This window comes from Paenibacillus phytohabitans, assembly GCF_013141775.1.
GTDB lineage: Bacteria > Bacillota > Bacilli > Paenibacillales > Paenibacillaceae > Paenibacillus_AQ > Paenibacillus_AQ phytohabitans.
Map to the genome: position 1 here is coordinate 425,410 of NZ_WHOB01000059.1, position 24,453 is coordinate 449,862.

General features: G+C 53.3%; 16 protein-coding genes and 1 riboswitch. Of the genes, 3 read left to right on the plus strand and 13 right to left on the minus strand.

Annotation, left to right across the window (positions count from 1 at the left end; all coding sequences use genetic code 11):
• Window positions 1-189 precede the first annotated feature (189 nt).
• From pnpS to GC101_RS19875, 4 genes are all read right to left on the minus strand, one after another.
• Entirely contained in the window at window positions 190-1,983 is a 1,794-nt protein-coding gene (gene pnpS, locus GC101_RS19860) for a two-component system histidine kinase PnpS (RefSeq protein ID WP_171718632.1), read from the minus strand.
• Window positions 1,984-3,237: 1,254 nt separating this feature from the next.
• The gene (locus tag GC101_RS19865; protein WP_171718633.1) at window positions 3,238-7,101 is read right to left on the minus strand and encodes a carbohydrate binding domain-containing protein; all 3,864 of its coding nucleotides are present in this window, start codon (window positions 7,099-7,101) and stop codon (window positions 3,238-3,240) included.
• 87 nt (window positions 7,102-7,188) lie between these two features.
• Complete coding sequence (locus GC101_RS19870; protein ID WP_171718634.1) at window positions 7,189-10,200, minus strand: alpha-amylase family glycosyl hydrolase; 3,012 nt, start codon at window positions 10,198-10,200, stop codon at window positions 7,189-7,191.
• Window positions 10,201-10,599: 399 nt separating this feature from the next.
• The gene (locus GC101_RS19875; protein WP_171718635.1) at window positions 10,600-12,303 is read right to left on the minus strand and encodes a fumarate hydratase; all 1,704 of its coding nucleotides are present in this window, start codon (window positions 12,301-12,303) and stop codon (window positions 10,600-10,602) included.
• 104 nt (window positions 12,304-12,407) lie between these two features.
• Between GC101_RS19875 and yfbR the strand changes: the two genes are divergently transcribed.
• The gene (yfbR, locus tag GC101_RS19880; protein ID WP_171718636.1) at window positions 12,408-13,034 is read left to right on the plus strand and encodes a 5'-deoxynucleotidase; all 627 of its coding nucleotides are present in this window, start codon (window positions 12,408-12,410) and stop codon (window positions 13,032-13,034) included.
• 98 nt (window positions 13,035-13,132) lie between these two features.
• Here yfbR and thiH read toward each other — a convergent pair whose 3' ends face one another.
• The 5 genes from thiH to GC101_RS19905 all read right to left on the minus strand — a co-directional run bounded on the left by thiH (window position 13,133) and on the right by GC101_RS19905 (window position 17,288).
• On the minus strand, window positions 13,133-14,254 hold the full coding sequence (gene thiH / locus GC101_RS19885) for a 2-iminoacetate synthase ThiH (protein WP_171718637.1): 1,122 nt from the start codon (window positions 14,252-14,254) through the stop codon (window positions 13,133-13,135).
• Between the two features lie 31 nt (window positions 14,255-14,285).
• Window positions 14,286-15,050, minus strand: a complete 765-nt coding sequence (locus GC101_RS19890) for a thiazole synthase (RefSeq protein WP_171718692.1) — start codon at window positions 15,048-15,050, stop codon at window positions 14,286-14,288.
• Between the two features lie 92 nt (window positions 15,051-15,142).
• Entirely contained in the window at window positions 15,143-15,346 is a 204-nt protein-coding gene (thiS, locus tag GC101_RS19895; protein WP_076242751.1) for a sulfur carrier protein ThiS, read from the minus strand.
• Window positions 15,343-16,005 (minus strand): thiamine phosphate synthase, encoded by a 663-nt coding sequence (locus tag GC101_RS19900; protein WP_336099959.1) that lies wholly within the window; start codon window positions 16,003-16,005, stop codon window positions 15,343-15,345. The genes thiS and GC101_RS19900 overlap by 4 nt, the downstream gene beginning before the upstream one ends.
• Window positions 16,006-16,118: 113 nt before the next feature.
• A riboswitch (TPP riboswitch) is annotated at window positions 16,119-16,221 on the minus strand.
• Between the two features lie 194 nt (window positions 16,222-16,415).
• The gene (locus tag GC101_RS19905) at window positions 16,416-17,288 is read right to left on the minus strand and encodes an SDR family oxidoreductase (RefSeq protein ID WP_171718638.1); all 873 of its coding nucleotides are present in this window, start codon (window positions 17,286-17,288) and stop codon (window positions 16,416-16,418) included.
• Window positions 17,289-17,495: 207 nt separating this feature from the next.
• Here GC101_RS19905 and GC101_RS19910 point away from each other — a divergent pair, with 207 nt between their 5' ends.
• Entirely contained in the window at window positions 17,496-17,924 is a 429-nt protein-coding gene (locus GC101_RS19910; RefSeq protein ID WP_171718639.1) for an NUDIX hydrolase, read from the plus strand.
• Between the two features lie 3 nt (window positions 17,925-17,927).
• Entirely contained in the window at window positions 17,928-18,137 is a 210-nt protein-coding gene (locus GC101_RS19915; protein WP_171718640.1) for an amidohydrolase family protein, read from the plus strand.
• A 92-nt stretch (window positions 18,138-18,229) separates the two neighbouring features.
• Here the strand turns inward: GC101_RS19915 and GC101_RS19920 are convergent, their stop codons facing one another.
• The 4 genes from GC101_RS19920 to icd form a co-directional block, all read right to left on the minus strand.
• The gene (locus GC101_RS19920; protein ID WP_171718641.1) at window positions 18,230-20,560 is read right to left on the minus strand and encodes an S-layer homology domain-containing protein; all 2,331 of its coding nucleotides are present in this window, start codon (window positions 20,558-20,560) and stop codon (window positions 18,230-18,232) included.
• Window positions 20,561-21,469: 909 nt separating this feature from the next.
• Window positions 21,470-21,895, minus strand: a complete 426-nt coding sequence (locus GC101_RS19925) for a hypothetical protein (protein WP_039307717.1) — start codon at window positions 21,893-21,895, stop codon at window positions 21,470-21,472.
• A 96-nt stretch (window positions 21,896-21,991) separates the two neighbouring features.
• Window positions 21,992-22,933, minus strand: coding sequence for a malate dehydrogenase (gene mdh / locus GC101_RS19930; RefSeq protein ID WP_039307689.1), 942 nt, complete (start codon window positions 22,931-22,933; stop codon window positions 21,992-21,994).
• Window positions 22,934-23,150: 217 nt separating this feature from the next.
• A complete protein-coding gene (gene icd, locus GC101_RS19935; RefSeq protein ID WP_171718642.1) occupies window positions 23,151-24,446 on the minus strand; it encodes an NADP-dependent isocitrate dehydrogenase in 1,296 nt (431 codons plus the stop codon).
• Window positions 24,447-24,453 lie beyond the last annotated feature (7 nt).

Sequence of the window (24,453 nt, forward strand, 5' to 3'; positions counted from 1 at the left end):
CCGTCTTTTCATAGGTTATTAAATTTACAAAACTGCACACATGCACATCATAGCACCACAATGTTAACTTGGTGTAAAATTACGAATTTAATATTACCCCTTTGCCGGCATACAATCAAATCAGGACATACGCCCTATCTTACAGGCTAAAGACGGATGTCCTGCCAGAATTGAATCGTTGCTTGCAGGTTACTCGTTCTCTTCCTGCAGCAGCGGTAATTCCAGGATAAAAGAGCTGCCGATGCCCAGATCGCTCTCTACCGTAATTGATCCTCTGTGCAGCTCTACCAGATGCTTCACGATGGACAAGCCCAGGCCGGTTCCGCCGGAGCTTCTGGAGCGGGCTTTGTCCACCCGGTAGAAGCGCTCGAAGATCCGCGGCAGATCCTTGCGCGGAATCCCCATGCCCGTATCGCTCACGGTAAAGCGCACACTCTCCGTTCCGTCTGCCTTTTGAACGTTGACTACGGTGACCCTTACATTTCCCCCGTCCTGCGTGTAGTTAATCGCATTCGAGAGCAGATTCATGAAGATCTGGCGCAGCTTGTCTTCATCCCCCTCGATAAACAGCTCCGCAGGTACATCCGAGCTCAAGGTGATCTTCTTTTTCTCCGCCACCTTGCTGAGTGTTTCCAGCACAGAATCGAAGAACTCGATCAAATGAACCGGCGAGCAGTCCAGCTGGACGCGTTTGGATTCGATTTTGGATAATTCCAGAATATCTCCGATCAGACGGTTGAGCCGTTCATTCTCATCATAAATAATCTGCAGGAACGAACGTGCCGTCTTCTCATCCGTAACGCCTCCGCCGAGCAGGGTTTCGGCGAAGCCTTTTACCGCAGCTACCGGGGTCTTCAGCTCATGGGAGACATTCGCGACGAATTCGCTGCGCATTTTCTCCAGACGGCGGATTTCCGTCACCTCCTGCAGCAGGAACAGCATTCCCCGGGTGGAGCCGTCCTGAATCATCGGCACTCCGTCCAGGCGTACAATCCGCTCCACCGGATTATAGATAATACGCTCTTCATGGACCGGTTCATTACGGGATACGCCTTCTTCAATCAGCCGGGTCAGCTCATAATGATGTTTGATCTCTTTGTAGGAATGCCCGGTCATCTCGCTGTTCTTCACATCAAGCAGCCGCTCTGCCGCACGGTTGAGCAGGGCAATCTCCCCTTCAGCGTTAATCATCACGATCCCGCCGGTCATGTTATCAAGTACGCTTTGCAGCAGATCCTCGTTGTCGCGGATAGTCTTCAATTGGGCCTGCAGACTGTCTGCCATCGCGTTGATCGCTGTCGCCAGCTGGCCGATCTCATCCTTGCGCTTCATCGGCACACGGGCATCGTAATCCAGATCGGTGATACGCCGCGCAACTCTGGTAATCTGCTCTAGCGGTGAGGTCATGCTGGAGGCTACCTTATAGCTCACAAAAGTGGCCGCAATAAACAGCAGCACGAGTCCCCCGGCCATAATCATCCACGCCCGGTTCAGTCCTTCCGTCACTGCGTCCAGTCCCATGGAGAGCCGGATATATCCGTCGAAGCCCTGGTCCGAGACTACCGCACCAGCTACATAGAGCATTTCGCGGTCCAGCGTATCACTGTAGCGGATTGCCCGGCCAATCCCTTCTTTCGCAGCGAGCAGCTCCTCTTCCCGGGTGGAGTGGTTGTCCATTTCCAGCGGATTGCGCTCCGAATCGCCAATCACCCGGCCTTCCTTCGTAATGAAGGTGATGCGCGATCCTGTCAGTGTGGATATCGTCCTTGCCTGGTCTGTATAATAATCCATGGCGTCCGGACTGTGCATATCCTTGAACGTAAACGTGCCGGAGAGCAGATTTATTTCCCGGGACATGTTTTCTTCCAGTACGGAAATATGTGAGTCCTTAAACAGCTGGGCCATTGTAATGCCAGCCCCGGTCATGGATATCCCGATCAGGGCCATGAGTATGAATGTAAGCCGAACGCGGAACGGTTTCATCAGTAGTAGTCCTCTTCCTTATCATTGTGTCCTTGTGAACATCCTACCTCCATTTTCGGCAAAATACCAGTTCCGGCGGCGATTATCAACGGAGTGTAAAACGAACCGTTGTTCTGATTGGAGTACGAGGGACGTTTGAACTTGCTGTGAACGCTACGCAAACGGACCGTTGTTCCGATCGCTGTTGTTCCCGGATTTTATTTATTCTCCTTAGCGGTGAAAATCCGTGAACAAAGGCGAACGCTATCGCTTCTCCACAATCAGTCCGTCCGCTCCGCTGTTTAAGAGGGGGAGTTACGGGAAACCTGTAGACCTTTTAAACCCTTGGAAGCTTCAAACCCACAGCCCTTCAACCCTTCAACCCTCAAATCTCAACCCACCAACCTCTCAACCTTCACTCCTCCAACCTTCCAACCTTTCAACCTCTCAACCTCTCAACCTCTCAACCTTCAACCTCAACCTCAACCTCAACCTTCAATCCTTCAACCTTCAACCTTCAACCCTCCACCCTCCAACCCTCCAATCCTCCAATCCTCCAATCCTCCAATCCTCCAACCCTCCAACCCTCCAACCCTCCAACCCTCCACCCCTCCACCCCTCCACCCCTCCAACCCTCCAACCCTCCAACCCTCCAACCCTCAACCATCAACCCTCAACCATCAACCATCAACCCTCCAATCCTTAATCCCCCCATAAAATAATAGAAGACAAGAAATCGCCCCTTTTAAATGGCTGGACCACACACCATTTAAAAGGAGCGATTCTTTTAACACACTTTATAGTCTATGGACCAATATTCTTCCTTTAACTGGTATTAATCAGCAATAAATACCGATGCAACCGCTTAGTGAGCTCAGATCAGATAGGTTTTTATAAAATCCTGCATAAAATACAACATTTTCTTCATTATATTGGCCAAAATTCAAAATTGTTGTACTATATGCAACATTTTCCCTTCTACAAGATGTTTAGCGGGAGAATTGTTGTATTTCATACAACAATCCTTCCGCACATCCAGATATCTAGGGTTCAAAGTTGTAAAACATACAACAATTATGCCTTCAGAGCTTCTTTAGAGTCTCAATTCTGCCGGTAGCTAATCAGGTGTGAAGAAAGAAATGAAATATTGCGCTAGTCCCACCAGCGACTACTGGCACCTTGTGGGGTTGTTAACTAAAGTGTAGTTAAGAGAGATCATTTCTTTCAGCTTCTAATTAGATGAACCAACTTTTCGTGCACGGAATGCAGTCCAAATTACTGATCCTTCCAGCGCTGCACGGTCAGCGTGACGGTCTGTGCTCCCCCCGCCGGAGTTAGCGACCTGTTCGCAATATCTGCCCCACCGGATGCGGTCTCCACCGAAGCCCAGCTACCGCGCGTCAGCTTATATGTCACTGCTGTTCCTGCCGGAAGGCTCACGGTGATGGAGTATACACCATCGCTGCCTTTAGTCAGCAAGTACGCCGGATCTGCTGCATTCCAGCTGTTGAAAGACCCCGTTAGATAGACTGGCCCGGATGCTGGTGTAGAACCCGGAACGGTCACCCTGAAGGTTACGCTGTCTGCCTGCGGCTCTCCGGTGATAAGACTTCCGCCGGTCAGACTCGAGCTGCCAACATTAAAGTGATAATTGCTGCCGCCGTTATTATCCCAGGTTCCGCTGCCGTTATTAAAAGCTGCAGTCAGGCCTGTTGCGGTTCCGAGCTGGATGGTAATCGCCTTGTAACCGCTAAATGCGGATGCCTGCATCTGCACGCCCGGCGAGGTCGTCCAGACGGTTGCCCCATCCAGCTTGTAATGAATATAGGAATTGCTGTAGGCCGAATTCTTGTAATAGATCGTGGCCGTATTGCCCACCGGCGTGGCCGTTGGCACCGGAGTCGCGGTCGGCGTAGCCGTCGGTGCCACTGTAGGCGTAGCCGTTGGCGCCACTGTCGGCGTAGCCGTTGGTGCCGCTGTAGGCGTGGCCGTTGGCGCCGCTGTCGGCGTAGCCGTCGGTGCCGCTGTCGGCGTGGCCGTCGGTGCCGCTGTAGGCGTAGCCGTCGGTGTCGCTGTCGGCGTCGCCGTTGGCGCCACTGTCGGCGTCGCGGTCGGCGTCGCGGTCGGCGTCGCGGTCGGCGTAGCCGTCGGAACAGCCGGGGCGCCAGCCTGGATTTGCCCGGTAGGGGTATAGGTCCAGGTGCCGGTGCCGAACAGATAATTGCTTCCGCCGTTGCTGTCCCAGGTTCCGCTGCCGTTATTGAAGCAGGCTTCCAGCTGGGTGGCGGAGCCGATATTGATGGTGATTTTGTTATAGCCTGCCACTTCAGCCGCAGGAATCGCTACACCCGGCGCTGTCGTCCAGGTGCCCGCAGCCGGACGGTAGTGAATGTATGGTGTGGTGTAGCCCTTCTTGTAATAGATCGTCACATTATTCCCCGCTGGTGTTGTGGCCACTGCTGCTGCACTAAGTCCGGACAGATTGCCCGAAGCGTCATACGCTTTGACCTTGTATTCATAAGTCGTAGAGGAGGACAAGCCGCTGTCTGTATACGAAGCAGACGGTGATGTGCCGATCTTGATGCCATCGCGGTAGATCTCATACCCTGTCACACGGATATTATCGGTAGCTGCATTCCATGTCAGCAAGGCCGAGGAGGCATTGACCACAGCTGCCTGAAGATTAGCCGGCACAGACGGGGCTTCCGTGTCCGGAACTGCAGGCACATCGGTAATAAACGGATGCGTGCCCTCAACGGTTCCCTGCATGCTCTCGGTATATTTTCCGTTTGCCAATGTGTATTTGCCGGCTCCGACATAGACCTGCTGGATATCGCTTTTCGTTACATTACCCTTAGCGTCTGTGGCTTCAATATAGTAGTCCACCAGCTGGTCACGATAATCCGAGATATAACTGAAATACAGATTGCCAATGTCCGTAACCGGAACCTTCTGCATGATGGCCTTGCTGCTTGGCTGCCAGTCGACCCCGTTGATATCGGTGCTAAGGTCGCGGACCGTCATCGGGTATTCCGTCCAAGCACCGACCTTGGCAGGGTCAATATTGGATATTCCTGCTGCAGCCAGACCCGCCGGGTCATAGACCTTAAAAGTATTGTCCGCAGCATCTGCCGTCTTGTCGCGGTGTGCCCGGACCTTCACCTTGATATCGCTGATTCCGCTGGTGTCGAAAGCGTAGGTATAGATGGAGAATACATTATTGAAATGCTGCAGCGTCCAGCCCTCCGCCTTGCTGACATTGGCGCTGCCCGGATTGTACGGGTAACGCTGCGGCCACCATACGGAGGGGCCTGTTTTGTCTTTGGCCAGCTTTTGCGTAACATAAGGCTTGGAGAAATACAGCGATTGGTTGAAGGACAGAGCAGGCTTCACGCTGTCATCCACATTCTCGTCGTAATAACCGAAGCCGGAGTCCATCGCCGGGAGCAGGAAATACCAGGCCAATTCAGCCGGATTGGCGCCGCCGGCATAATCGCTTGAGGTGTTCCCTTTTACCGGATAAGAGATCATCCAAGGGTTGAGCTGATTGCCCTCATAAGTCACCTCGCGGTCAATCGGATTGACCGGCTTCCAGTAATTCGGATGCTCATCCAGCCAGATCTGCTCGGCTGTCTTGGCATAATTCAGGGAAGCCTGCAGCAGGGCGAAGTTACGCTCCAGATAGTGGTACCCCTTCTCGAACGATACAGTCATGCCTTCTTCGACACCGGACAGATTCTTCTTCGGCGCATAAGAGGTGCCGTTCACCTGATTGAAGCTGGCAAACTGGCTTTTCCAGATGCCGAACGGCAGATGCCAGTGGTACCAGGTCGGATCGGAGGAGGAATCCCGGGTATCAATCCATGAGCCGTCCTGAACATGGACTACATCGGAGGCGGCTGGTGTATTATTGCGCAGATACTCGTCAATTCCCATACCGGTAACACCGCTGCTGGCATAGGTCACATTCCCGGCATTGCGCCAGGTCTCCTCGGAACCTGCACGGCCCGAAGAATTATCCCCGTCATGCGCGACCACAAAAATCTGCTTCTGCGCGACCAAATTCTCATACGGCTTAAGCACATCTGCTTTTACCTGGCCCAGATATCCTTCTTCCCATGACTGCGCCTGTGCAACCGGAACGCCGACCACTTTGGATTCTGCACCGGTTGCCGGGTCCACATAACGGACCCAATGGGCAGTGGAGGCAAAAGGATACTTGTTGTAAACAACCTGCTGTTCGTTGAACATCGGTTCATTCACCCAGGAGCCTACGGTGCTGACATTCTGCAGATCACTGCGGTTGGGCGGTGAGACCATCGTATCCGTGCCGGGACTGTTCAGCAGCGGATAGTCCTTAAGCGTACGGGAGAAATGGTTGTTGCCGATTACGGACCACTGAATGCCGAGCTTTTGCAGGACGGGGATTATCCGTTCAGAGAAACCCAGCTCTGTCGGGAAGAACCCCTTAGAAGACTTGTAGCTGCTTCCGAGAAAATAAGGCTGGGCCAATGTGGCTCCATGATAGATCATATCCTTGAGCAAATAGTCGTTGCCGACCAGCGGACCCATAGAGTGATGCCCGGAGAAATGGATCAGATCGAGCATGTTGCTGCCGTTTGTTGTTTTGAGCTGATCGACGGCGGTCTTCCAGGGAGTACCCCAAGCCGGATTATTGTATCCGCTTACATTATCTTGTTGAATAATGCTGTTCACGTTATTTACAACAGATCCGGACATTGTAACATGCATCTGCGCCTGGGGATAATTGCTGTGCAGCGTGTTAGCCACGCTCCAGGGCCAGGTTAAGTACGCCCCTGTCTTGGCGTGATGTGAATAATAGGAGACCAGATCATCATGCGGCATCGGGGAACCGTTCGGCAAATAATAGGTATATCCCGCAGGAGGGTTCTGCTTCAACTGGATGACTTCACCATCATACGTATAGCGGATCGGGCTGCCCACAGAAGCGGAATTATAGGAATTCAAGTCATAGTACGCCCAGAAATTCGGCATATGGTTGTGGTACACATGCGTAGCGGCAATATCTGCCGAGACATTGGTGACTGTTGCCGGAACAATCAGAAGCATGCCCAGCAGCAGGGCTGTGATTTTGCGCCAATACCTGGATTTCTTCATAAGCAACCAGCTCCTCTCTCTTCAACCACATCAGCTTATTTAAAAGAACGGGGGCGCCGGAATTCATCCTTTGCCCCCTGTCATTCCTTATTGATCCTTCCAGCGCTGCACGGTCAGCGTGACGGTCTGTGCGCCGCCCGCCGGTGTGAGCGCACGATTCGCAATATCTGCTCCGCCTGATGCTGTCTCTACCGTAGCCCAGCTGCCGCGCGTCAGCTTATACGTCACTGCCGTTCCTGCCGGGAGGTTCAAGGTGATGGAGTATACACCGTCACTGCCCTTGGTCAGTTGGTATGCGGGGTCAGCCGCGTTCCAGCTGTTGAACGACCCGGTCAGATAGACAGGCCCGCTCGCTGGAGTGGTGGCCGGAACAGTGACCCGGAAGGTCACGCTGTCCGCCTGAGGCTCTCCGGTGGTAAGGCTTCCCCCCACAAGGCTTGAGCTGCCTGCGCCAAAGTGATAATTGCTGCCGCCATTACTGTCCCAGGTTCCGCTGCCGTTATTGAACGCTGCAGTAAGTCCGGTCGCGGTTCCTAGCTCGATGGTAATCGCTTTGTAGCCGCTGAATGTGGATGCCTGCATCTGCACGCCCGGCGAGGTCGTCCAAGTGCTTGCCCCATCCAGCTTGTAATGGATATAGGAGTTGGTATAGGCCGTATTCTTGTAGTAGATCGTCGCTGTATTCCCTACCGGAGTGGCGGTTGGCACCGGAGTTGCTGTCGGCGTAACCGTTGGTGTCGCGGTCGGTGTGACTGTTGGCGTAGCGGTAGGTGCTACTGTCGGTGTCGCGGTCGGTGTAGCTGTTGGTGTTGGTGTTGCGGTCGGCGTTGGCGTTGGCGTCACCGTTGGTGTCGCTGTCGGTGATGCGGTCGGAACAGCCGGCCCTCCTGCCTGGATCGTTCCTGTCGGAATATACGTCCAGGTACCGGTACCGAACAGATAATTGCTGCCGCCGTTGCTGTCCCAGGTGCCGCTGCCGTTATTGAAGCAGGCTTCCAGCTGGGTGGCCGCACCGATGTTGATCGTGATTTTGTTGTAACCTGCCACTTCAGCCGCAGGAATTGCTACGCCCGGCGATGTCGTCCAGGTTCCCGCAGCCGGGCGGTAGTGGATGTAAGGTGTGGTGTAGCCCTGCTTGTAATAGATCGTCACACTATTTCCGGCAGGCGTGACGATCAGTGCAGCCGCGCTGAATGCCGAGAGGTTGGCGGCGGCGTCATACGCTTTTATCGTATACGAGTAGTTCGTACTGCCAGATAAGCCGTTGTCTGTGTAAGAGGTAGTGGCCGAGATCCCAATCTTGACCCCATTGCGGTAAATCTCGTAACCTGTAACCCCGACATTATCGGTGGAAGCCGTCCAGGTCACAAGCGCACTGGAGGCATTCTGCACAGTGGCTGTTACATTCGCCGGAACAGACGGCGCCTGGGTATCAACTATTGGCTGCGTCTTGGAGTAGATTTTGGCGGAGTTCGCACTGAGTGTGACTGTAATTTGCTTCCCGGTTGCCCCGCCGGATTGTACGGTTACCGTGTCTGAGGTGTTCAACTGGTTAATCAGTACTGTTCCCACAGTCAGAGTACTTTCGGCGCGCAGCGGAATCGTAACGGTCTGCGATCCGCCCGAAGCATTACTGAATGCGGAGATGACTTCCTGTCCCACATTGGTCCCGCTGTCAATCCGGCGGGAGAACGCGTACAGGTTCTGGGCAGACCACATTTCACGCTGGGTGCCGGTGCGCAGAGCCGGGTTGTTTTTGCGGATTTCATTAAGCTTGGCTACATGCTTGTAGGTGCTGGCGTTCTCATTGAAATAATTCTCCACCACGTTGCCGCTTGCATCACGCTTCACCATGGACCAGCGGTTCCACGTATCGGCAATGCCGCCAGTCATAATCTGGCCGTTCCCGTTGCCCTTATTCTGTTCCGTACCCTGGAACACCACCGGGGTTCCGCGCACAGTGAAGATGAAGGACAAGGCATTCTGCAGCTTCTCTACACTGCCTCCGGCCTCTGTCAGGAAGCGGTTGCGGTCATGATTATCAATGAAGGTAACCATATGATTCGCATTGCCGTTGTAATAGGAATCAAGAGCCAGTGTACTCTTAATATTGGAATCGAAGGATTGGCCGTAAGCAAAGCTATTCAGCACGGAGAAGAACAGCGGGAAATCAAGCATGCCCCATTCCTTGCTGCTGCCGACCCAGCGGGAGACAAATTCGGCATTGCCGTCAAAATTCTCTCCGAAGGTGTTCACGCCCAGCAGCGTCTGCAGCTCCCCGATATCCGTCGGCTTCATCAGCTTGGCCGCGTCAACGCGGGCACCATCCGCACCTGTATAATCAAACCAGCCTTTAATCGAGCTGAAGATGGCCTGCTTGGCGGCAGGAACATCGAAGTCGATATCATCCAGTCCTCCCAGATCGTGATTCTCCAAATAATCCTGGGCCCACTGATCATATCTTCCGTCTGCCAGCGACCAGTTGATATCCCCGTTATGGTGATACCAGGCCGGATTATTGAAAGGGGCAACCGGCTGCAAGGCAGGTATATCATAATAAGCCTGGGTACCCAGCATATAGTCGCCGATATGGTTCGGAACGACGTCGATGATGACCTTGATTCCGAGCGCATGCGCTGAATCTACCAGCTCCTTCAGCTTCTCTTTTGTACCGAAATAAGGATTGGCCGCATTGGGATCTTTGACATTGTAGCCGTGGTAGGCTGTGTTCTTCCCTGTCCCGTTATTCTCCCGGTTGGTCATCTGCGGTTCGGCAACCGGAGAGATCCAGATCGCCGTATAGCCCATATTATGAATATAGGGGAGCTTATTGATAACCCCCTGCCAGTCTCCACCCTTCATATAACGAAAATCTTCTTCAGAGGTCTCTCCATAGCGGATGGCGGCTCCTGTGGCATTATTGGAGGAGTCTCCGTCATTGAAACGGTCAACCATAATCTGATAAATCGTGTCATTCTCTGTAACCGTGCCGATACTGGCCGCTTCAGCCTTAACTGGAGGCAGAACAAATAAATTAATCGTGATCGAAAGAACCATGGATGTGATAAGGACGGGGATAAGCCAATGTTTACGTTTCATTCTTCATCTCCCTCTCATAAATGCGTATGCACAACACTTTCTGCCAAAAAGAACAAGCTACCGTCTAGAGCCTCATTTTACTCATTTCAGGGAAACCGGTTTCCCCACTAAAAATTAACATGGACTTGTATGCGCTGTCAAGACATATAAATTGTTCTTCCTCAGAACCCGTATCCCATATAGGATAACGACTCTGCAATACGCAGAGAATCCCCCGTTTAGCATCAGCCGGCAGCATGCTCCTCCGCGGACAGGCACCGGTTTCGATTTCATTCAGAGCCACACCGCAAAAAGACCCCTTTCATCAAACTGAAAGAGGTCTTACTATCACTGAATAAATATACTATTTGATTCATATCATCCAACAAATCACTGTCACAGGGAGCATTGCTAAGCAGTTTATTTAAATACCGGCTCCCGGAACTGGGCCAGCTTGGCCGCGGAATCCTTCTCCACATCGGCATGCAGGCTGTTGCCATGCGCATCCATGGTGACGATAGCGGCGAATCCGTCTACCTGCAGATGCCACATGGCCTCCGGAATTCCGAACTCCATGAAATCAACCGCGTTAACCTTCTTGATGCATTCTGCATAGTACTGGGCTGCACCGCCAATGGCGTTGAGATAGACGCCGCCGTGTTCGCCTAATGCCTTCAACGTTTTCGGGCCCATCCCGCCTTTGCCGATTACGGCACGGATGCCGAATTTCTTAATGATATCGCCTTGATAAGGCTCCTCGCGGATACTGGTGGTTGGACCGGCAGCCTTCACATGCCAGCCCTCTTCATCCTTCAGCATGACCGGACCACAGTGATAGATGACCGCACCGTTCAAGTCCACGGGAGCGTCGTGATCCATCAGATATTTGTGCAGGGCATCGCGGCCGGTGTGCATCTCGCCGGAGAGAATAACTACATCACCAACGCGCAGGCTGCGGATATCCTCCTCGCTGATCGGCGTGGTCAGGCGGATTTCGCGCGAACCACCCGATATGGCGGAGCCTGCGGCTGCAGGTTCGATTACCTGGCCATTACCCGGGATAGCAGCATCAGAAGCAGCTTCCCCAGTTCCTGACAAGATGGCCGGAGCCGCAGGAATCGTTGCATCCTCTGGAATCATGCCCTGCGAAATGCCGTCAGCAGCAGAGACCGCTACCGGTTCAGTTACTTGCACTAAGGCTTCTTCCCCTTCTACAGAAATGCCTGTGCCACTCTCATAGAGCCATTCCTTAATGTCCCCGGTTGCCGGATTTACCAGTATTCCCTGACGGCGGAAGGCCCAGCAGTTATAAGCTACCGAGACAAAAAAGCTCGCCGGCAGCCGGTTCATCACCCCGATTTTGCAGCCCAGCAGCGTAACTTCACCGCCGAAGCCCATCGTGCCGATGCCGAGCTTGTTGGCATTCTCCATAATGTAATCTTCCAGCTTACCCAGATCTTGGGTGGTATTCACATCCTCGACCTTGCGGAACAGCTGCTTCTTGGCCAGCTCATAGCCCGTTGTACGATCACCGCCGATGCCTACGCCAATGAAGCCTGCACTGCACCCCTGACCCTGCGCCTGATAGACCGAATGAAGAATACATTTGCGGATGCCGTCAAGATCACGTCCGGCTTTGCCCAGCCCCTCCAGCTCTGCCGGGAGACTGTACTGAATATTCTTATTCTCGCAGCCGCCGCCCTTCAGAATGAGCCTTACATCAATGCCTTCCTCTTCCCACTGCTCGAAATGAATCACCGGCGTGCCTGCACCCAGATTGTCCCCGCTGTTCTCGCCTGTAAGGGAATCTACGGAATTGGGCCGCAGCTTGCCGTTCTTCGTCGCCCGGATTATCGCGCTATGAATATCCTTCTTCATCTCTATCTGATTCACGCCTACCGGCGTATGAATTATAAAAGTCGGCATCCCTGTATCCTGGCAGATCGGCGATACCTGGAGCTCGGCCATGCCGATATTCTGGGCAATCGTGGTCAGCGCCAGTCCGGAGCGGGTCGCCTTGTCTTCCAGCGCACGCCCTTTAGCAACCGCCCGGCGGACATCACCCGGCAAATTCGTGGAGGTCTCTACGATCAGATTATAAATGCTGTCTTCAAAATGCTGCATCTTCATTCAGTCTCCTCTCCATCTGTTTCAAGCTGCCCTAACTCTGTTACAATTAGTTATTATCATATCATATTAAGCCGCTCATGAAAGGGGTTACTTAAAAATTGAACTACCATTTCTCTGCCTATCTCTACCGGCTGCAATATATCCAGCGCTGGAGCCTCATGCGCAGCACCGCCCCCGAGAACGTGGCGCAGCATTCGTTCCAGGTGGCCCTGCTGGCGCACATGCTGTGCACCATAGGCAATGTCCACTTCGGCCGGTCGCTGAACGCCGACCGCGCATCCACAATGGCGTTGTTCCACGACGCCACCGAGGTATTCACCGGCGATATCGCCACGCCGGTGAAGCATAACAACCCGCTTCTGCTGTCCAGCTTCCGCGAGATGGAGCGGGTCGCCGCTGAACGCCTCGCGGCGATGATCCCGCCGGAGCTGAGCGCAGTCTATGTGCCGCTCCTGCAGCCGCAGGACAGCCCGCCCGGCTCCGAGGATGCCGGACTGCTCCGCTACGTCAAGGCGGCGGATGTGCTCGACGCCTATCTGAAATGCGTCTGGGAAACCGCCGCAGGCAACCGCGAATTCGCGGCCGCCCGGGAGCAGACGGCCGCGAAGCTGCACGGGCTCGCCCTGCCGGAGATGGAGTATTTCCTTACCCATATGGCTCCGGGCTTCGAGCTGTCTCTGGACGAGCTGTCTTCAAGTATGAGTCCTGAGAAGCCAGCCGACTAGCCGGAAACCGTGCGGCCTCTTGAAGAATGCAGCATCGCACCGTCCGTTTGGCCCTGCAATGCAAATAACCCGCCTCACGGCGGGTTATTTGCATCAAGTTAAGGCATAGCTAACGGCTCATCCAGGCTGTCCCAGTCCTTGAACACCGGCTGCAGCCCTTTTTCCTCGAGCATCTCCTTAATCTCCTGCACGCTGCGGTTGTCTGAGATTTCAAACTGCGGGGTGCCGCCCTCCAGAGAATGTCCGCCTACTTCGGTGGATACCCCTGCAGACATCCTGGTGATGCCGAGATGGACCAGATGATCGCGCAGGGCTGCCGGCTCCCGCGTGGACAGTGAAATACCGGAACGCGGCAGAAACAGGCGATAGGCCAGGATAATCTGCACCAGCGCACGGTCGGTTACATCACTCGCAGGATTAAATTCCCCCAGGTACGGCCGAAAACGGGGAATGGACAAACCGATTTCGCACTCCGGATACTTGTCCTGTAAGTACCTGGCATGCAGTGCAGTCGCGAGAGCCTCCTGACGCCATTCGTACATTCCCAGCAGGGCTCCGATATTTACCGAGCGGAATCCGGCCAGGCAGCCGCGCTCGGGCGCATCCAGACGGTTGCGGTACACCCGCTTGGGACCCTTCACATGCAGCTGGCGGTAAGTCTCCTGATGATAGACCTCCTGATACAGCGTCAGACCGTCTACTCCTGCCTGTCTGAGATCAGCGTATTCTTCGGTAGTGAGCGGATTCACTTCAATGCTGACTGAAGAGAAATAGCCGCGGAGCACCTCCACGCAGTCTTTCAGATAACTGACCGGACTTTCATTCCGGGATTCTCCGGTCAGAATCAGAATGTGGCGCAGCCCTGTGGCTGCGATCGTCTCCGCTTCCCGCCGGACCTCCTCCAGTGTCAGTTTTTTGCGCGGAAAATCATAGATAGAGCTAAAGCTGCAGTAGGTACAATGGTTGACGCAGAAATCAGCCAGATACATCGGTGTAAACAGCTGCATCACATGACCGAATTGAGCACGTGTCAATCTATGGGCTTTCTGCGCCATCTCTTCGAGGTAAGGCTCCGCTGCCGGTGACAGCAAAGCCATCACCCCGTCCTCGTCCAGCTGCTCCAGACGAAGCGCCCGCTTCACATCAAGCGCAGTATACTGCTTCCATACCCCCTCGTAGGGAAGCTTGTCCAGCCGGGTCAGCCTATCATAAAAGCTCATGTCCTTCCTCCCTCTTCATAAACAGCATCAGTCAGGCCAGAAATCCGGTCAGCGGCGAAGAAGCTGCGGCTGTCTCTTCCACCGGTCCCAGCCCGGCCAGATAGGCCTTCCGCCCCGCCGACACCGCTTCGCGGAAGGCCTCCGCCATCAGCTGCGGGTCCCGGGCGGTGGCAATTGCCGTATTCAGCAGCACAGCGGCTGCGCCCATTTCCATCGCCTCAGCAGCCTCAGAGGGTCTGCCAATACCGGCATCCACGATGATGGGCAGACCCGTTTCTGATATCAGAATCCGGATTAGCTCCTTGGTCTGCAGCCCGCGGTTAGAGCCGATCGGCGCTCCCAGTGGCATGACGGCTGCAGCTCCGGCCGCCTTCAGCCGGAGTGCGGCTGACAGATCAGGACTCATGTAGGGCAGAACAATGAAACCCTCCGCAGCTAGGATTTCCGTGGCTCGGATCGTCTCGGTATTATCCGGCAGCAGATATTTCTGATCATTGATAACCTCAATCTTCACCCAGTCTCCCAGCCCCGCTGACCTTGCCAGCCGGGCAATGCGTACGGCTTCTTCTGCGGTGCGCGCACCGGAGGTATTGGGCAGCAGCGTCATGTGAGAAGGAATATGGCTGATAATATTGTCCTTGCTCTCCGGATCTACCCGGCGCAGGGCAACCGTAATGACCTGTGAACCCGAGCGGGCGATCACTTCGGGAATAAGAGTGTTGCGGCTGTATTTTCCGGTCCCGATGAACAGTCTGCTCGTTAAAGTAACTCCTCCGATAATCAAAGGATCCTGCATCATATCGCCTCCTGTGATAAGTCGTTGCCTTTATCTTAATTGCGTATTGGCATTCTTGCGTCTACCGCACACCGCACACACAGTTACCTTCGCTAGCCTCCGCCGACAAAATGAACCAGCTCAACTCGGTCACCTTCATTCAGCAATGTATCTTCATAAACCTCTCTGCCGGCAAGCTCCCCATTCAGCTCCACAATAACCAGCTTCCCGGTCCACTCAGGCCGGGCCAGAAGATCAGCCAGCGTCCGGCAGCTCTCTTCATACCTTCCTCTGCGTCCGTTAACGGTCAAATTCATTCCAGTTCACCTCCTTTGCCCGGTAAGGGAGCTTCATTCAGGACTTCAGCATATGCTGCGGCCTGAACGGATGATCTGTAAGCCTGAGCGGCGCCAGCAGGATCCGTCGCTCCGCATATCCCGGACATTACGGCTATTCCGGCAGCCCCCTTCGACAGAACGATTCCGGTATTGCCCGGTGTGATGCCTCCGATAGCAATCAGCGGTATACTGCTGGAGCGGACGGCCAATTCCAGCTGCGCCAGGCCCCGTTCCCGCTGTCCGGGCTTGCAGGCCGTGGGGAATACATGTCCATACAGACAAAAGTCCGCTCCCTGCTGTCCGGCGCGTGCCGCTTCCTCCGGGGAATGCACCGACCTGCCCAGCCGCAGGCCCGGGGCAATGCCGCGCGCCTTGGCAGGCGGCAGGCTGTGCCAGGCCAATTGGACGCCGGCTGCCCCTGCTGCCAGAGCCACATCAATCCGGTCATTAATAACCAGCTTTGAGGGCGGAACCCCCGCTTGCAGCAACCGCTCTGCGGCAGCCAGAAGCTCCCGTGCGGACAGGGCTTTTTCCCGGAGATGGATATAATCCACCATGGTATGTACTGCAGCAGCCAGCCCCGCAAACTGCTCCGGATTCAGCCTCCCGTCCGAGATCAAATGGATTTCTTTCAGCACCTTCACCTTCCCCTCTATACGGCATTCCGGAAAATACAAAAAGACCGCCCCCTGTATCAGGAAGCAGTCCGGAATATAAGCAGGAATACCGGGTAAACCGTTACCCCTGCTGCATTATTCATTCTCCACTTCCCTACGCTGGTATAAACCAGATCAGGTTCAAAGGGTCCAAACAGATATGTTCGTCTCAGCCTTGCGGCACCCCTAGTGATCGTTCATATTCTATTGTTCTTGCAGTTTGTATATTAGCATATTATTCCTGTAAGAGCTATTCTTTAATAGATTCAATCATTTGCTCCAAGCGGATGAAGCGGCAAAAAAGCCAGCCTTCCGGCTGACTTTTCATCTGTTGAACGTTTGATTCTTTAAACCAGTATAAACTTATCCGGCTTACAAAGCAGTGCCAATGGTCAGCCGTTAACGATCTCGCCGCCATTCACATGCATGACCTGTCCGCTCACATAAGAGGAATCATCGGAGGCCAGATATACATAAGCCGGTGCCAGCTCCTCGGGCTGTCCCGGACGCTTCATCGGCTGGGTGCCGCCGAATTCACTGACCTTCTTCGCGTCAAACGTAGACGGAATCAGCGGCGTCCAGATCGGGCCCGGTGCTACCGCATTCACGCGGATGCCTTGGTCTGCGAGATTCATCGACAGGGAGCGGGTGAAGCTGAGAATTGCTCCTTTGGTGGACGAATAGTCCAGCAGCTGCGGGCTGCCGCGGTACGCCGTGATAGACGTAGTGTTGATGATCGTGGAGCCTTTTTTGAGATGGGGCATCGCTGCCTTGGTCAGATAGAACATGGAGAATATATTCGTCCGGAACGTCCGCTCCAGCTGCTCGGCGGTAATGTCCTCAATCTTATCCTGCGGATGCTGCTCTGCCGCATTGTTGATCAGGATGTCCAGCTTGCCGAGTCCCTCAATGGTTTTATTAATCAGATCCTGACAGAAGGCCTCGACCCCGATATCACCGGAGATCAGAATACACTTCCGACCCTCCTGCTCCACCTGGCGTTTGGTTTCTTCCGCATCTTCATGCTCATTCAGATAGGATATCACCACATCTGCGCCTTCTTTGGCAAAATGAACGGCAACCGCACGCCCGATTCCGCTGTCCCCTCCGGTAATAAGCGCGGCCTTGCCCAGCAGCTTGCCTGCTGCCTTGTAAGCCGAGGTTTCAAACTCCGGAAGCGGGTTCATCTCGCTTTCAATTCCGGGCTGCTGGTCCTGTACCTGCGGAGGCAGGGTTTTGACGGGTTGTTTGCTGGTGTCTGGCATAATCCATTCTCCTTTCGCTGTACCGTTATACTGTTTTACTAATCATGTTAGGTTGGCTAAAAGTCTGGTGTTTATGCATCATACTTGCCTAGCAAAAATCGCTTTACGTTATTTTACTTACCACATAGGGAAGCCGGCCAAACAAAAAATCTTCAGTCCAACGCGTTCCCGGTCCATTATAGAGCCTGTAGAAGGAGAGTTATCCTCATGTCCAAAAAATCAAAAACCATCATCGTTGCCGTCAAAGGTGTCATCCTGTATCAGGGCAGAATCCTGCTCGTCAAGCGGGCTGCCGCCGATTCTGCAGGTGCCGGAAGCTGGGAATGTGCCGGAGGCAAAATCGAATTCGGTGAAAGCCTGGAGGCTGCACTGGAAAGAGAAATTCTTGAGGAAACCGGACTGGCGGTTACGACAGAACGTATCCTTTATGCGGTGACCCTGCTCACGGACCCTGCTAGACAGGTAGTGATTATCACCTATTTATGCCGCGCAGCCCGTGGCGAAATCCAGCTCTCGGAAGAGCATACCGATTACCGCTGGTGCACCGTGAGCGAAATGAACGCCCTGCTGTCACCGCAGATTATCGCTGACTTTCAGGAGCACGGCATTTTTGAGCTGGAAGGGTTGTTACGGTAAGTAATGAACGGTTTCTGGCTCACCCCGATGCAGATTATCACAGCCGCCACTTCAACCGGTGCGAAGATCTGCAATCTGGCACCTGAGATTGGAACGATTGAACCGGGCAAGAAGGCGGATCTGTTTGTAATTGAGGGCAACCCGCTTACGGATATAGACAATCTCCGGAAAGTCAGATTTGTGATGATGGAGGGCAGGATCGTATCGAAATAGAGGTTATATAGTTTGATTAAAGGCCGCTTTTCACGAGGAAAACGGCCTTTTTTTCATTTTAATATGCCCAGTATGGTTCTCTGTAATTCTGTCTATAGCTGATCCGCAGCTGCCTTCAATGCAATAATTTTGTTCGCCGCCGTTACCTCCAGCAGCACTTTCTGCGCATCCGTCAAGCCCGTGTATCTACCGTATGTCCAGTTCACAGCTTCCTTGTCCGCCAAGGTTAAGGCCGCAGCTGCGGGCAGTTGATTGATCTTGTAAGCTACAGTATCCGCAGCCTGCTGATCGGTCAGCACACTTGCCCCCTGGTAATATCCAGCCACATTCATCTTATCGTCATAGAACACTATCATATACTGTTCCTGGAAATCAGGTACCGTGTAGAATGGCGCTGCATAGTCAGCAAAGCTCTCAATGGATATGCCATACACATCATTTGTAACTTGTTCCAGATACAGAATCTGTGAAGAAACATGTTTGATATTGAAATCCCTTGCGGCATTTGTAATGTACGGAAGCTGAGTATTAGCTATATATGAATAAAATTTCGCTTCAGGATGTTGCGCAATCCACTCACCGTCCACGGCGATCCGGTCACGTATAAGTCCATCCCTCACGTCTCTCGTAATCCCCACTCCGCTGGTGAAGCGTATCGCCTGCTCGTTAAGCACTGCATACTTCGCGCTCAGGTCCAGTTTAACCACGTTGTATCCGATAGCTTTATTACTACGATCATACAGAATAATCGTCATATAATCTTTAAGATGCTCGGGACTGACCGGGAACGAGAATCTTACCGACATATCCGGCAGATGACGGGTATACACATTGACCGGATTAGGGACAGCTTCTGCGGCCGCTGTAAAATAATAACCCGGATGATCTGCAGCCGCCCGAATATCAGGGGACAGCCCTTCAAAATTCAACAGTACAGCGGCTGAATTGGTGTACATATTTTCGGGTCCCTGGGTTACCGTAATCCCGCTTATAAGCGGAAGTGCTGCCGGAGTTGTTGTATTGCCGCCAGTACTGCCACTATCACCATTACTGCCGTTACTGCCGCCACTTGATGCCACCGCCGGTAACGCTGCGGAGATGGTGATGGAATCCTTCTGGCTGCCGTCCAGACTTGCCGGTTTATTGGCAAAGGAAGACCCCTTCGCCCCCTCGTTCACAGTAGCAGCCAGAACCCGTCCCGCCCCCGTAACGTTCGTTGCCGCATTCAGAATAGCCCGCGTAACCGTTGTGCCTTGATCCAGCTCCACCTTGAGTCCGACCGCTGCTGCAGCCACATTAAGTGTGCTTACCGAGCCTTTTTTCAGGTGCAGGACTGACCCTTTGACTTCAATGTTCACCGCTCCAAAAATGCCGCTAAGCGTCACCAGGGTCCCCGCTGGAAGACTTACCGGCAGGTTAATCTCGGTAAAGCCCGCTCCGGCTCCGCCGCCCTCCTCCAGCTCAACACCGGACTGTGCAGAGACCGATGTCACAAGAGTTGAGCCTTCGGCTACAAGACGGGCGGTTCCATTCTTTTTCTGCACAATTATCTGTTTCAGGGCCGAGTCTTTGAGATGCACCGAGTCAGCCCCGTGGACAATGACCTTACCTTTGACCTCCACATTGGTCAGAGTAACCTCCCCTCCGCCAATCGCTTCATCCAGCAGCAGGTCGCCGTGGATCAACAGGTTCTGTAGAGTAACGCCGTAGGTGGATATCGTGACATTCTTATAATCCCTTATAGCAGTCGGATCAGAAGCTCCCAATACGGCTGGAGTAGTCACCGTTGCATCCGGCATGCCGCCACCAACCGGAATCGTGAAATTGTCGAGCAGTGAAACGGCCTCAGCCCTGGTCAAAGCCTTGGCTGGAGCGAATCTTCCGTCAGGATAACCTTTCATTGCTCCGGCATTTACCGCTGCCGTAACTTCGGATCTGCTCCAGATTGCAATTTGATCACTGTCACTGAACTGGGACAAAGCCTCCTGAGCAGGGGTCTCAAACTTCATCAGCCTGAATATAATCATTGCCGCTTCCTGGCGCGTAACAGGCGCATTAGGACGAACCGCACCTTCATAGCCTTCAATGTAACCGGCTCCTATCGCTTTGGAGAACTCGCCGTATGCCCAGCTTGTCTTCGGCAGGTCGCTGAAGACCGCGGCTTTTCTCCCGTCTGTAATCTCGAAGCAACGATTGATAAGCGTTACGAATTCTGCTCTGCTGATCTCCTGATCCGGCTTCACTGACCCGTCTGCAAATCCTGTCAGCCATCCTTGTTCAAGCCATCTGTTAATCTGCTTCTGTGCCCAGTGCCCTTCATAATCTGTGCCGGCAGTTCCGTCTGCGGCTGCATAGCTGTTGCCGGACGATCCAAGCACCAGACAAAGACTCAGACCGACGGTTACAATACTTCTGAAATTCATTCCATACACGCTCCCCGGGATCTATGTATTTCTAAATTTTTCTAGTTAACCATTATCAGTTTAGCCGAACGAATGACCGGTGGGAATAGATTCCATAAATATATTTTCCATGTAAAATAACCCCACAAGTTGTGGGGTTTATCTTCGCCCTAACGGCTGAATAAAGCCGGAGCTTATGCGGCCTATGCAGCTCATGCAGATATTAAGGCCAGCTCAATAATGCTCCACTCAGACTACTCCCGGGGCAGTCCCGGGGAATTCAGGGGCACTAATGCCCCTCATTCCTGCCTGTCGCCCACTTTTGGCGGATTCAGGGGCACTAATGCCCCTCATTTCCTCTTCCCGCCCGCTTTTGGCGAATTCAGGGGCACTAATGCCCCTCATTTCCTCTTCCCGCCCGCTTTTGGCGAATTCAGGGGCACTAATGCTCCTCATTTTCTCTTCCCGCCCGCTTTTGGCGGATTCAGGGGCACTAATGCCCCTCATTCCTGCCTGTCGCCCACTTTCGGCCGATTCGGGGGCACCAATGCTCCTCATTTTCTCTTCCCGCCCACTTTTGGCGGATTCAGAGGGATTTATCCCTTTAATTTCCTCATACCGCCCACTTTTGGAAGATTTAGAGGTATTTATCCACTTAATTCACCCATACTGCCCACTTTTGGAAGATTTAGAGGTATTTATCCACTTAATTCACCCATACTGCCCACTTTTGGAAAATTTAGAGGGATTTATCCACTTAATTTCCCCATACTGCCTAATTTCGGCGGATTCAGTGGGGATTCCTGATACAAGAATACATTCGTCCTCTGACGGATCTGCTCCAGTTTCTTAATCAACAAAAAAGCTCCAGCAGCCGCAGCCGCCAGAGCCATTGGTTTATCCGTTTCTCCTGCTTACCAGGGCCCAACCTTAAATAAGGCGCCGGTACACCATGAAAAAGATCATGATAACCAGTACGACCATCAGCAGCAGGCTCATGGTCCGGATCTTCGCGGTTTCGGCAGAGACATCACGGTTCTCCCGCATTCCGGCCGCAGCCAGGCGCAGGGGTCTGCTCATGATGCCGCCAAGCGCAAACATCGCCAGGAGCAGCACAACAACAACGATCATCCAGGCGACAGAATAGTCACCCTTGGTCATCATATAGCCTCCGGTCAACAGCTGGATAACTAGTCCATACTGGGCAAAGCGGTTGAAGCCGCCGATGGCGCTCAAGGTGCCTTCCTTCGCCGGGGCGGACAGCTTCGCCGTCCCGCTCAGAATAAACGGCAATACCAGATAGAAGCCAAGCGCCAGTGTGCCGATCATATGCAGGAAAAAGAAAATACGGTCCATATCAATCTCCTCCGATTACATTGTAGGATTAAATAGCAGCAAAGCCCAATCTCTGCCTGCAAAAAGGGGCTTCAGCAGCTGCTCCGCTAACGTTACTTACACAGTTACTGCCGAAGTGACCGCACGGACAGAATCGGCTGATTTATCCAGAGCGGCCTTCTCTTCTGCCGTAAGCTCCAGCTCGAAGATCTTCTCGATGCCATCTGCACCCAGGAGTGCCGGAATACCCATGAACAAATTATCGTAACCATATTCACCTTCCAGCAGGGCAATTACAGGAATAATCCGTTTCTTGTCCTTGAGGATTGCTTCTGTCATCTGAACCAGTGATGCTGCAGGTGCATAATAAGCGCTGCCGTTACCCAGCAGGCTGACGATTTCACCGCCGCCGACACGGGTACGCTGCACAATCTCAGCGATGCGCTCCGCAGGAATCAGCGTATCGATTGGAATACCGCCCACACTGGAATAACGCACAAGCGGAACCATATCATCACCATGGCCGCCCAGTACGAAACCGCGTACATCCTCGACCGAAACATTAAGCTCCTGGGCAATGAAAGTACAGTAACGCGCTGTATCAAGTACGCCGGATTGACCGATTACGCGATTCTTTGGAAAACCAAGCGCATTGTAAGCCACATAAGTCATCGCATCGACCGGATTGCTCAGAATGATCACGATGGACTCGGGGGCCACGCGCTTCACATTCTCACACACCGACTTTACGATACCCGCATTGGTGTTGACCAGATCATCACGGCTCATGCCGGGCTTGCGTGCAATCCCTGCCGTAATAATGACGATATCGGAATCGGCTGCATCTTCGTAGCTGGAGGTTCCGGTGATCTGGGCATCGAATTTCTGCACAGGTCCGGCTTCCAGCATATCGAGTGCTTTACCCTTGGTTGGATTCTCCAGCTGGGGAATATCGAGAAGCACTACATTGCCAAGCTCCTTCTGGGCAAGCATAAGCGCCGTAGTCGCACCGGTGAATCCGGCACCTACGACAGTGATTTTATAACGTTTGATGGCCACGGGAAGACCTCCTAAAAGTTGTGATAGCATAGGCTTCCTTGATCTCACTTCGCAAAGCTGCCTTGGAAGCACATACTTCATTTGGATAGCATAGACTTCCTTAATTGCACTTCGCAGAACCCGCTTCGTAAGCATAATCTTCAGCGGGCAGGCCGCTGCACAAGCTTAAGCTGCACGATCATGACGATCGTGCAGCCCATACTTGCAATATAATTGCTTATAGATTGCTGATAATCTCGTCAGCAAAGGCGGAGCATTTCAGCTCTGTAGCGCCTTCCATCTGGCGGGCAAAGTCATAAGTAACCGTCTTATTGTTAATCGCGGTGCTCATTCCCTTGTAGATCAGGTCAGCCGCTTCCTGCCAGCCCAGATGCTCAAGCAGCATAACGCCGGAGAGAATAACCGAACCCGGATTTACAACGTCCTTATCCGCATATTTAGGCGCTGTACCATGAGTAGCTTCAAAAATAGCATGTCCCGTAAGATAGTTAATGTTCGCTCCCGGAGCGATACCGATGCCGCCGATCTGGGCAGCCAGTGCGTCGGAGAGGTAATCCCCGTTCAGGTTCAGCGTCGCAATGACATCGAAATCGGTCGGACGGGTCAATACCTGCTGCAGAGCGATGTCGGCGATAGCGTCCTTGACAATAACTTTGCCGGCTGCTTCGGCTTCCTTCTGGGCAGCATTCGCTGCAGCTTCACCATCACGTTCCTTGATGACATCATATTGGTTCCAGGTGAAGACCTTGTCGCCGAACTCCTGTTCAGCCACTTCGTAGCCCCAGTTCTTGAATGCACCTTCGGTGAATTTCATGATATTGCCTTTGTGTACCAGCGTCACACTCTTGCGTCCGTGCTTGATGGCATACTCAACCGCAGAACGCACCAGGCGCTTCGAACCTTCCTCAGAGACAGGCTTAATGCCGATACCGGAAGTTTCCGGGAAGCGGATCTTGTTCACGCCCATTTCCTTCTGCAGGAATTCGATAACCTTCTTCACTTCAGCGGAACCTTCCTGATATTCAATCCCGGCATAGATATCTTCAGTATTCTCACGGAAAATAACCATATCCACCAGCTCCGGATGCTTCACCGGTGAAGGAACACCATCGAAATATCGTACCGGACGCAGACATACATACAGGTCCAGCTCCTGGCGCAGCGCCACGTTCAGAGAGCGGATACCGCCTCCGATCGGAGTTGTCAGCGGGCCTTTGATGGCTACAATATACTCGCGGATTGCTTCCAGAGTGTCATTCGGCAGCCATTCACCATATGTATTGAAGGCTTTCTCGCCGGCAAAAACTTCGTACCAGGCAATCTGCTTCGCGCCGCCGTAAGCTTTCTCCACGGCCGCATCCAGCACACGCTTGGAGGCTTTCCAAATGTCACGGCCTGTACCGTCACCCTCGATAAAAGGGATAATCGGCTGATCCGGAACCAGCAGCTTGCCGTCTTCGATTGTAATTTGTTCGCCTTCTGTGGGCAGATCGTACTTTTCCAGTTTCAACATTAGTGGG

Coding starts and splice junctions, on each gene's coding strand:
- pnpS (WP_171718632.1), bottom strand. CDS start 1,983: ATGAAACCGTTCCGCGTTCGGCTTACATTCATACTCATGGCCCTGATC.
- GC101_RS19865 (WP_171718633.1), bottom strand. CDS start 7,101: ATGAAGAAATCCAGGTATTGGCGCAAAATCACAGCCCTGCTGCTGGGC.
- GC101_RS19870 (WP_171718634.1), bottom strand. CDS start 10,200: ATGAAACGTAAACATTGGCTTATCCCCGTCCTTATCACATCCATGGTT.
- GC101_RS19875 (WP_171718635.1), bottom strand. CDS start 12,303: ATGCAGCATTTTGAAGACAGCATTTATAATCTGATCGTAGAGACCTCC.
- thiH (WP_171718637.1), bottom strand. CDS start 14,254: ATGAGCTTTTATGATAGGCTGACCCGGCTGGACAAGCTTCCCTACGAG.
- GC101_RS19890 (WP_171718692.1), bottom strand. CDS start 15,050: ATGCAGGATCCTTTGATTATCGGAGGAGTTACTTTAACGAGCAGACTG.
- thiS (WP_076242751.1), bottom strand. CDS start 15,346: ATGAATTTGACCGTTAACGGACGCAGAGGAAGGTATGAAGAGAGCTGC.
- GC101_RS19905 (WP_171718638.1), bottom strand. CDS start 17,288: ATGCCAGACACCAGCAAACAACCCGTCAAAACCCTGCCTCCGCAGGTA.
- GC101_RS19910 (WP_171718639.1), top strand. CDS start 17,496: ATGTCCAAAAAATCAAAAACCATCATCGTTGCCGTCAAAGGTGTCATC.
- GC101_RS19915 (WP_171718640.1), top strand. CDS start 17,928: ATGAACGGTTTCTGGCTCACCCCGATGCAGATTATCACAGCCGCCACT.
- GC101_RS19920 (WP_171718641.1), bottom strand. CDS start 20,560: ATGAATTTCAGAAGTATTGTAACCGTCGGTCTGAGTCTTTGTCTGGTG.
- GC101_RS19925 (WP_039307717.1), bottom strand. CDS start 21,895: ATGGACCGTATTTTCTTTTTCCTGCATATGATCGGCACACTGGCGCTT.
- icd (WP_171718642.1), bottom strand. CDS start 24,446: ATGTTGAAACTGGAAAAGTACGATCTGCCCACAGAAGGCGAACAAATT.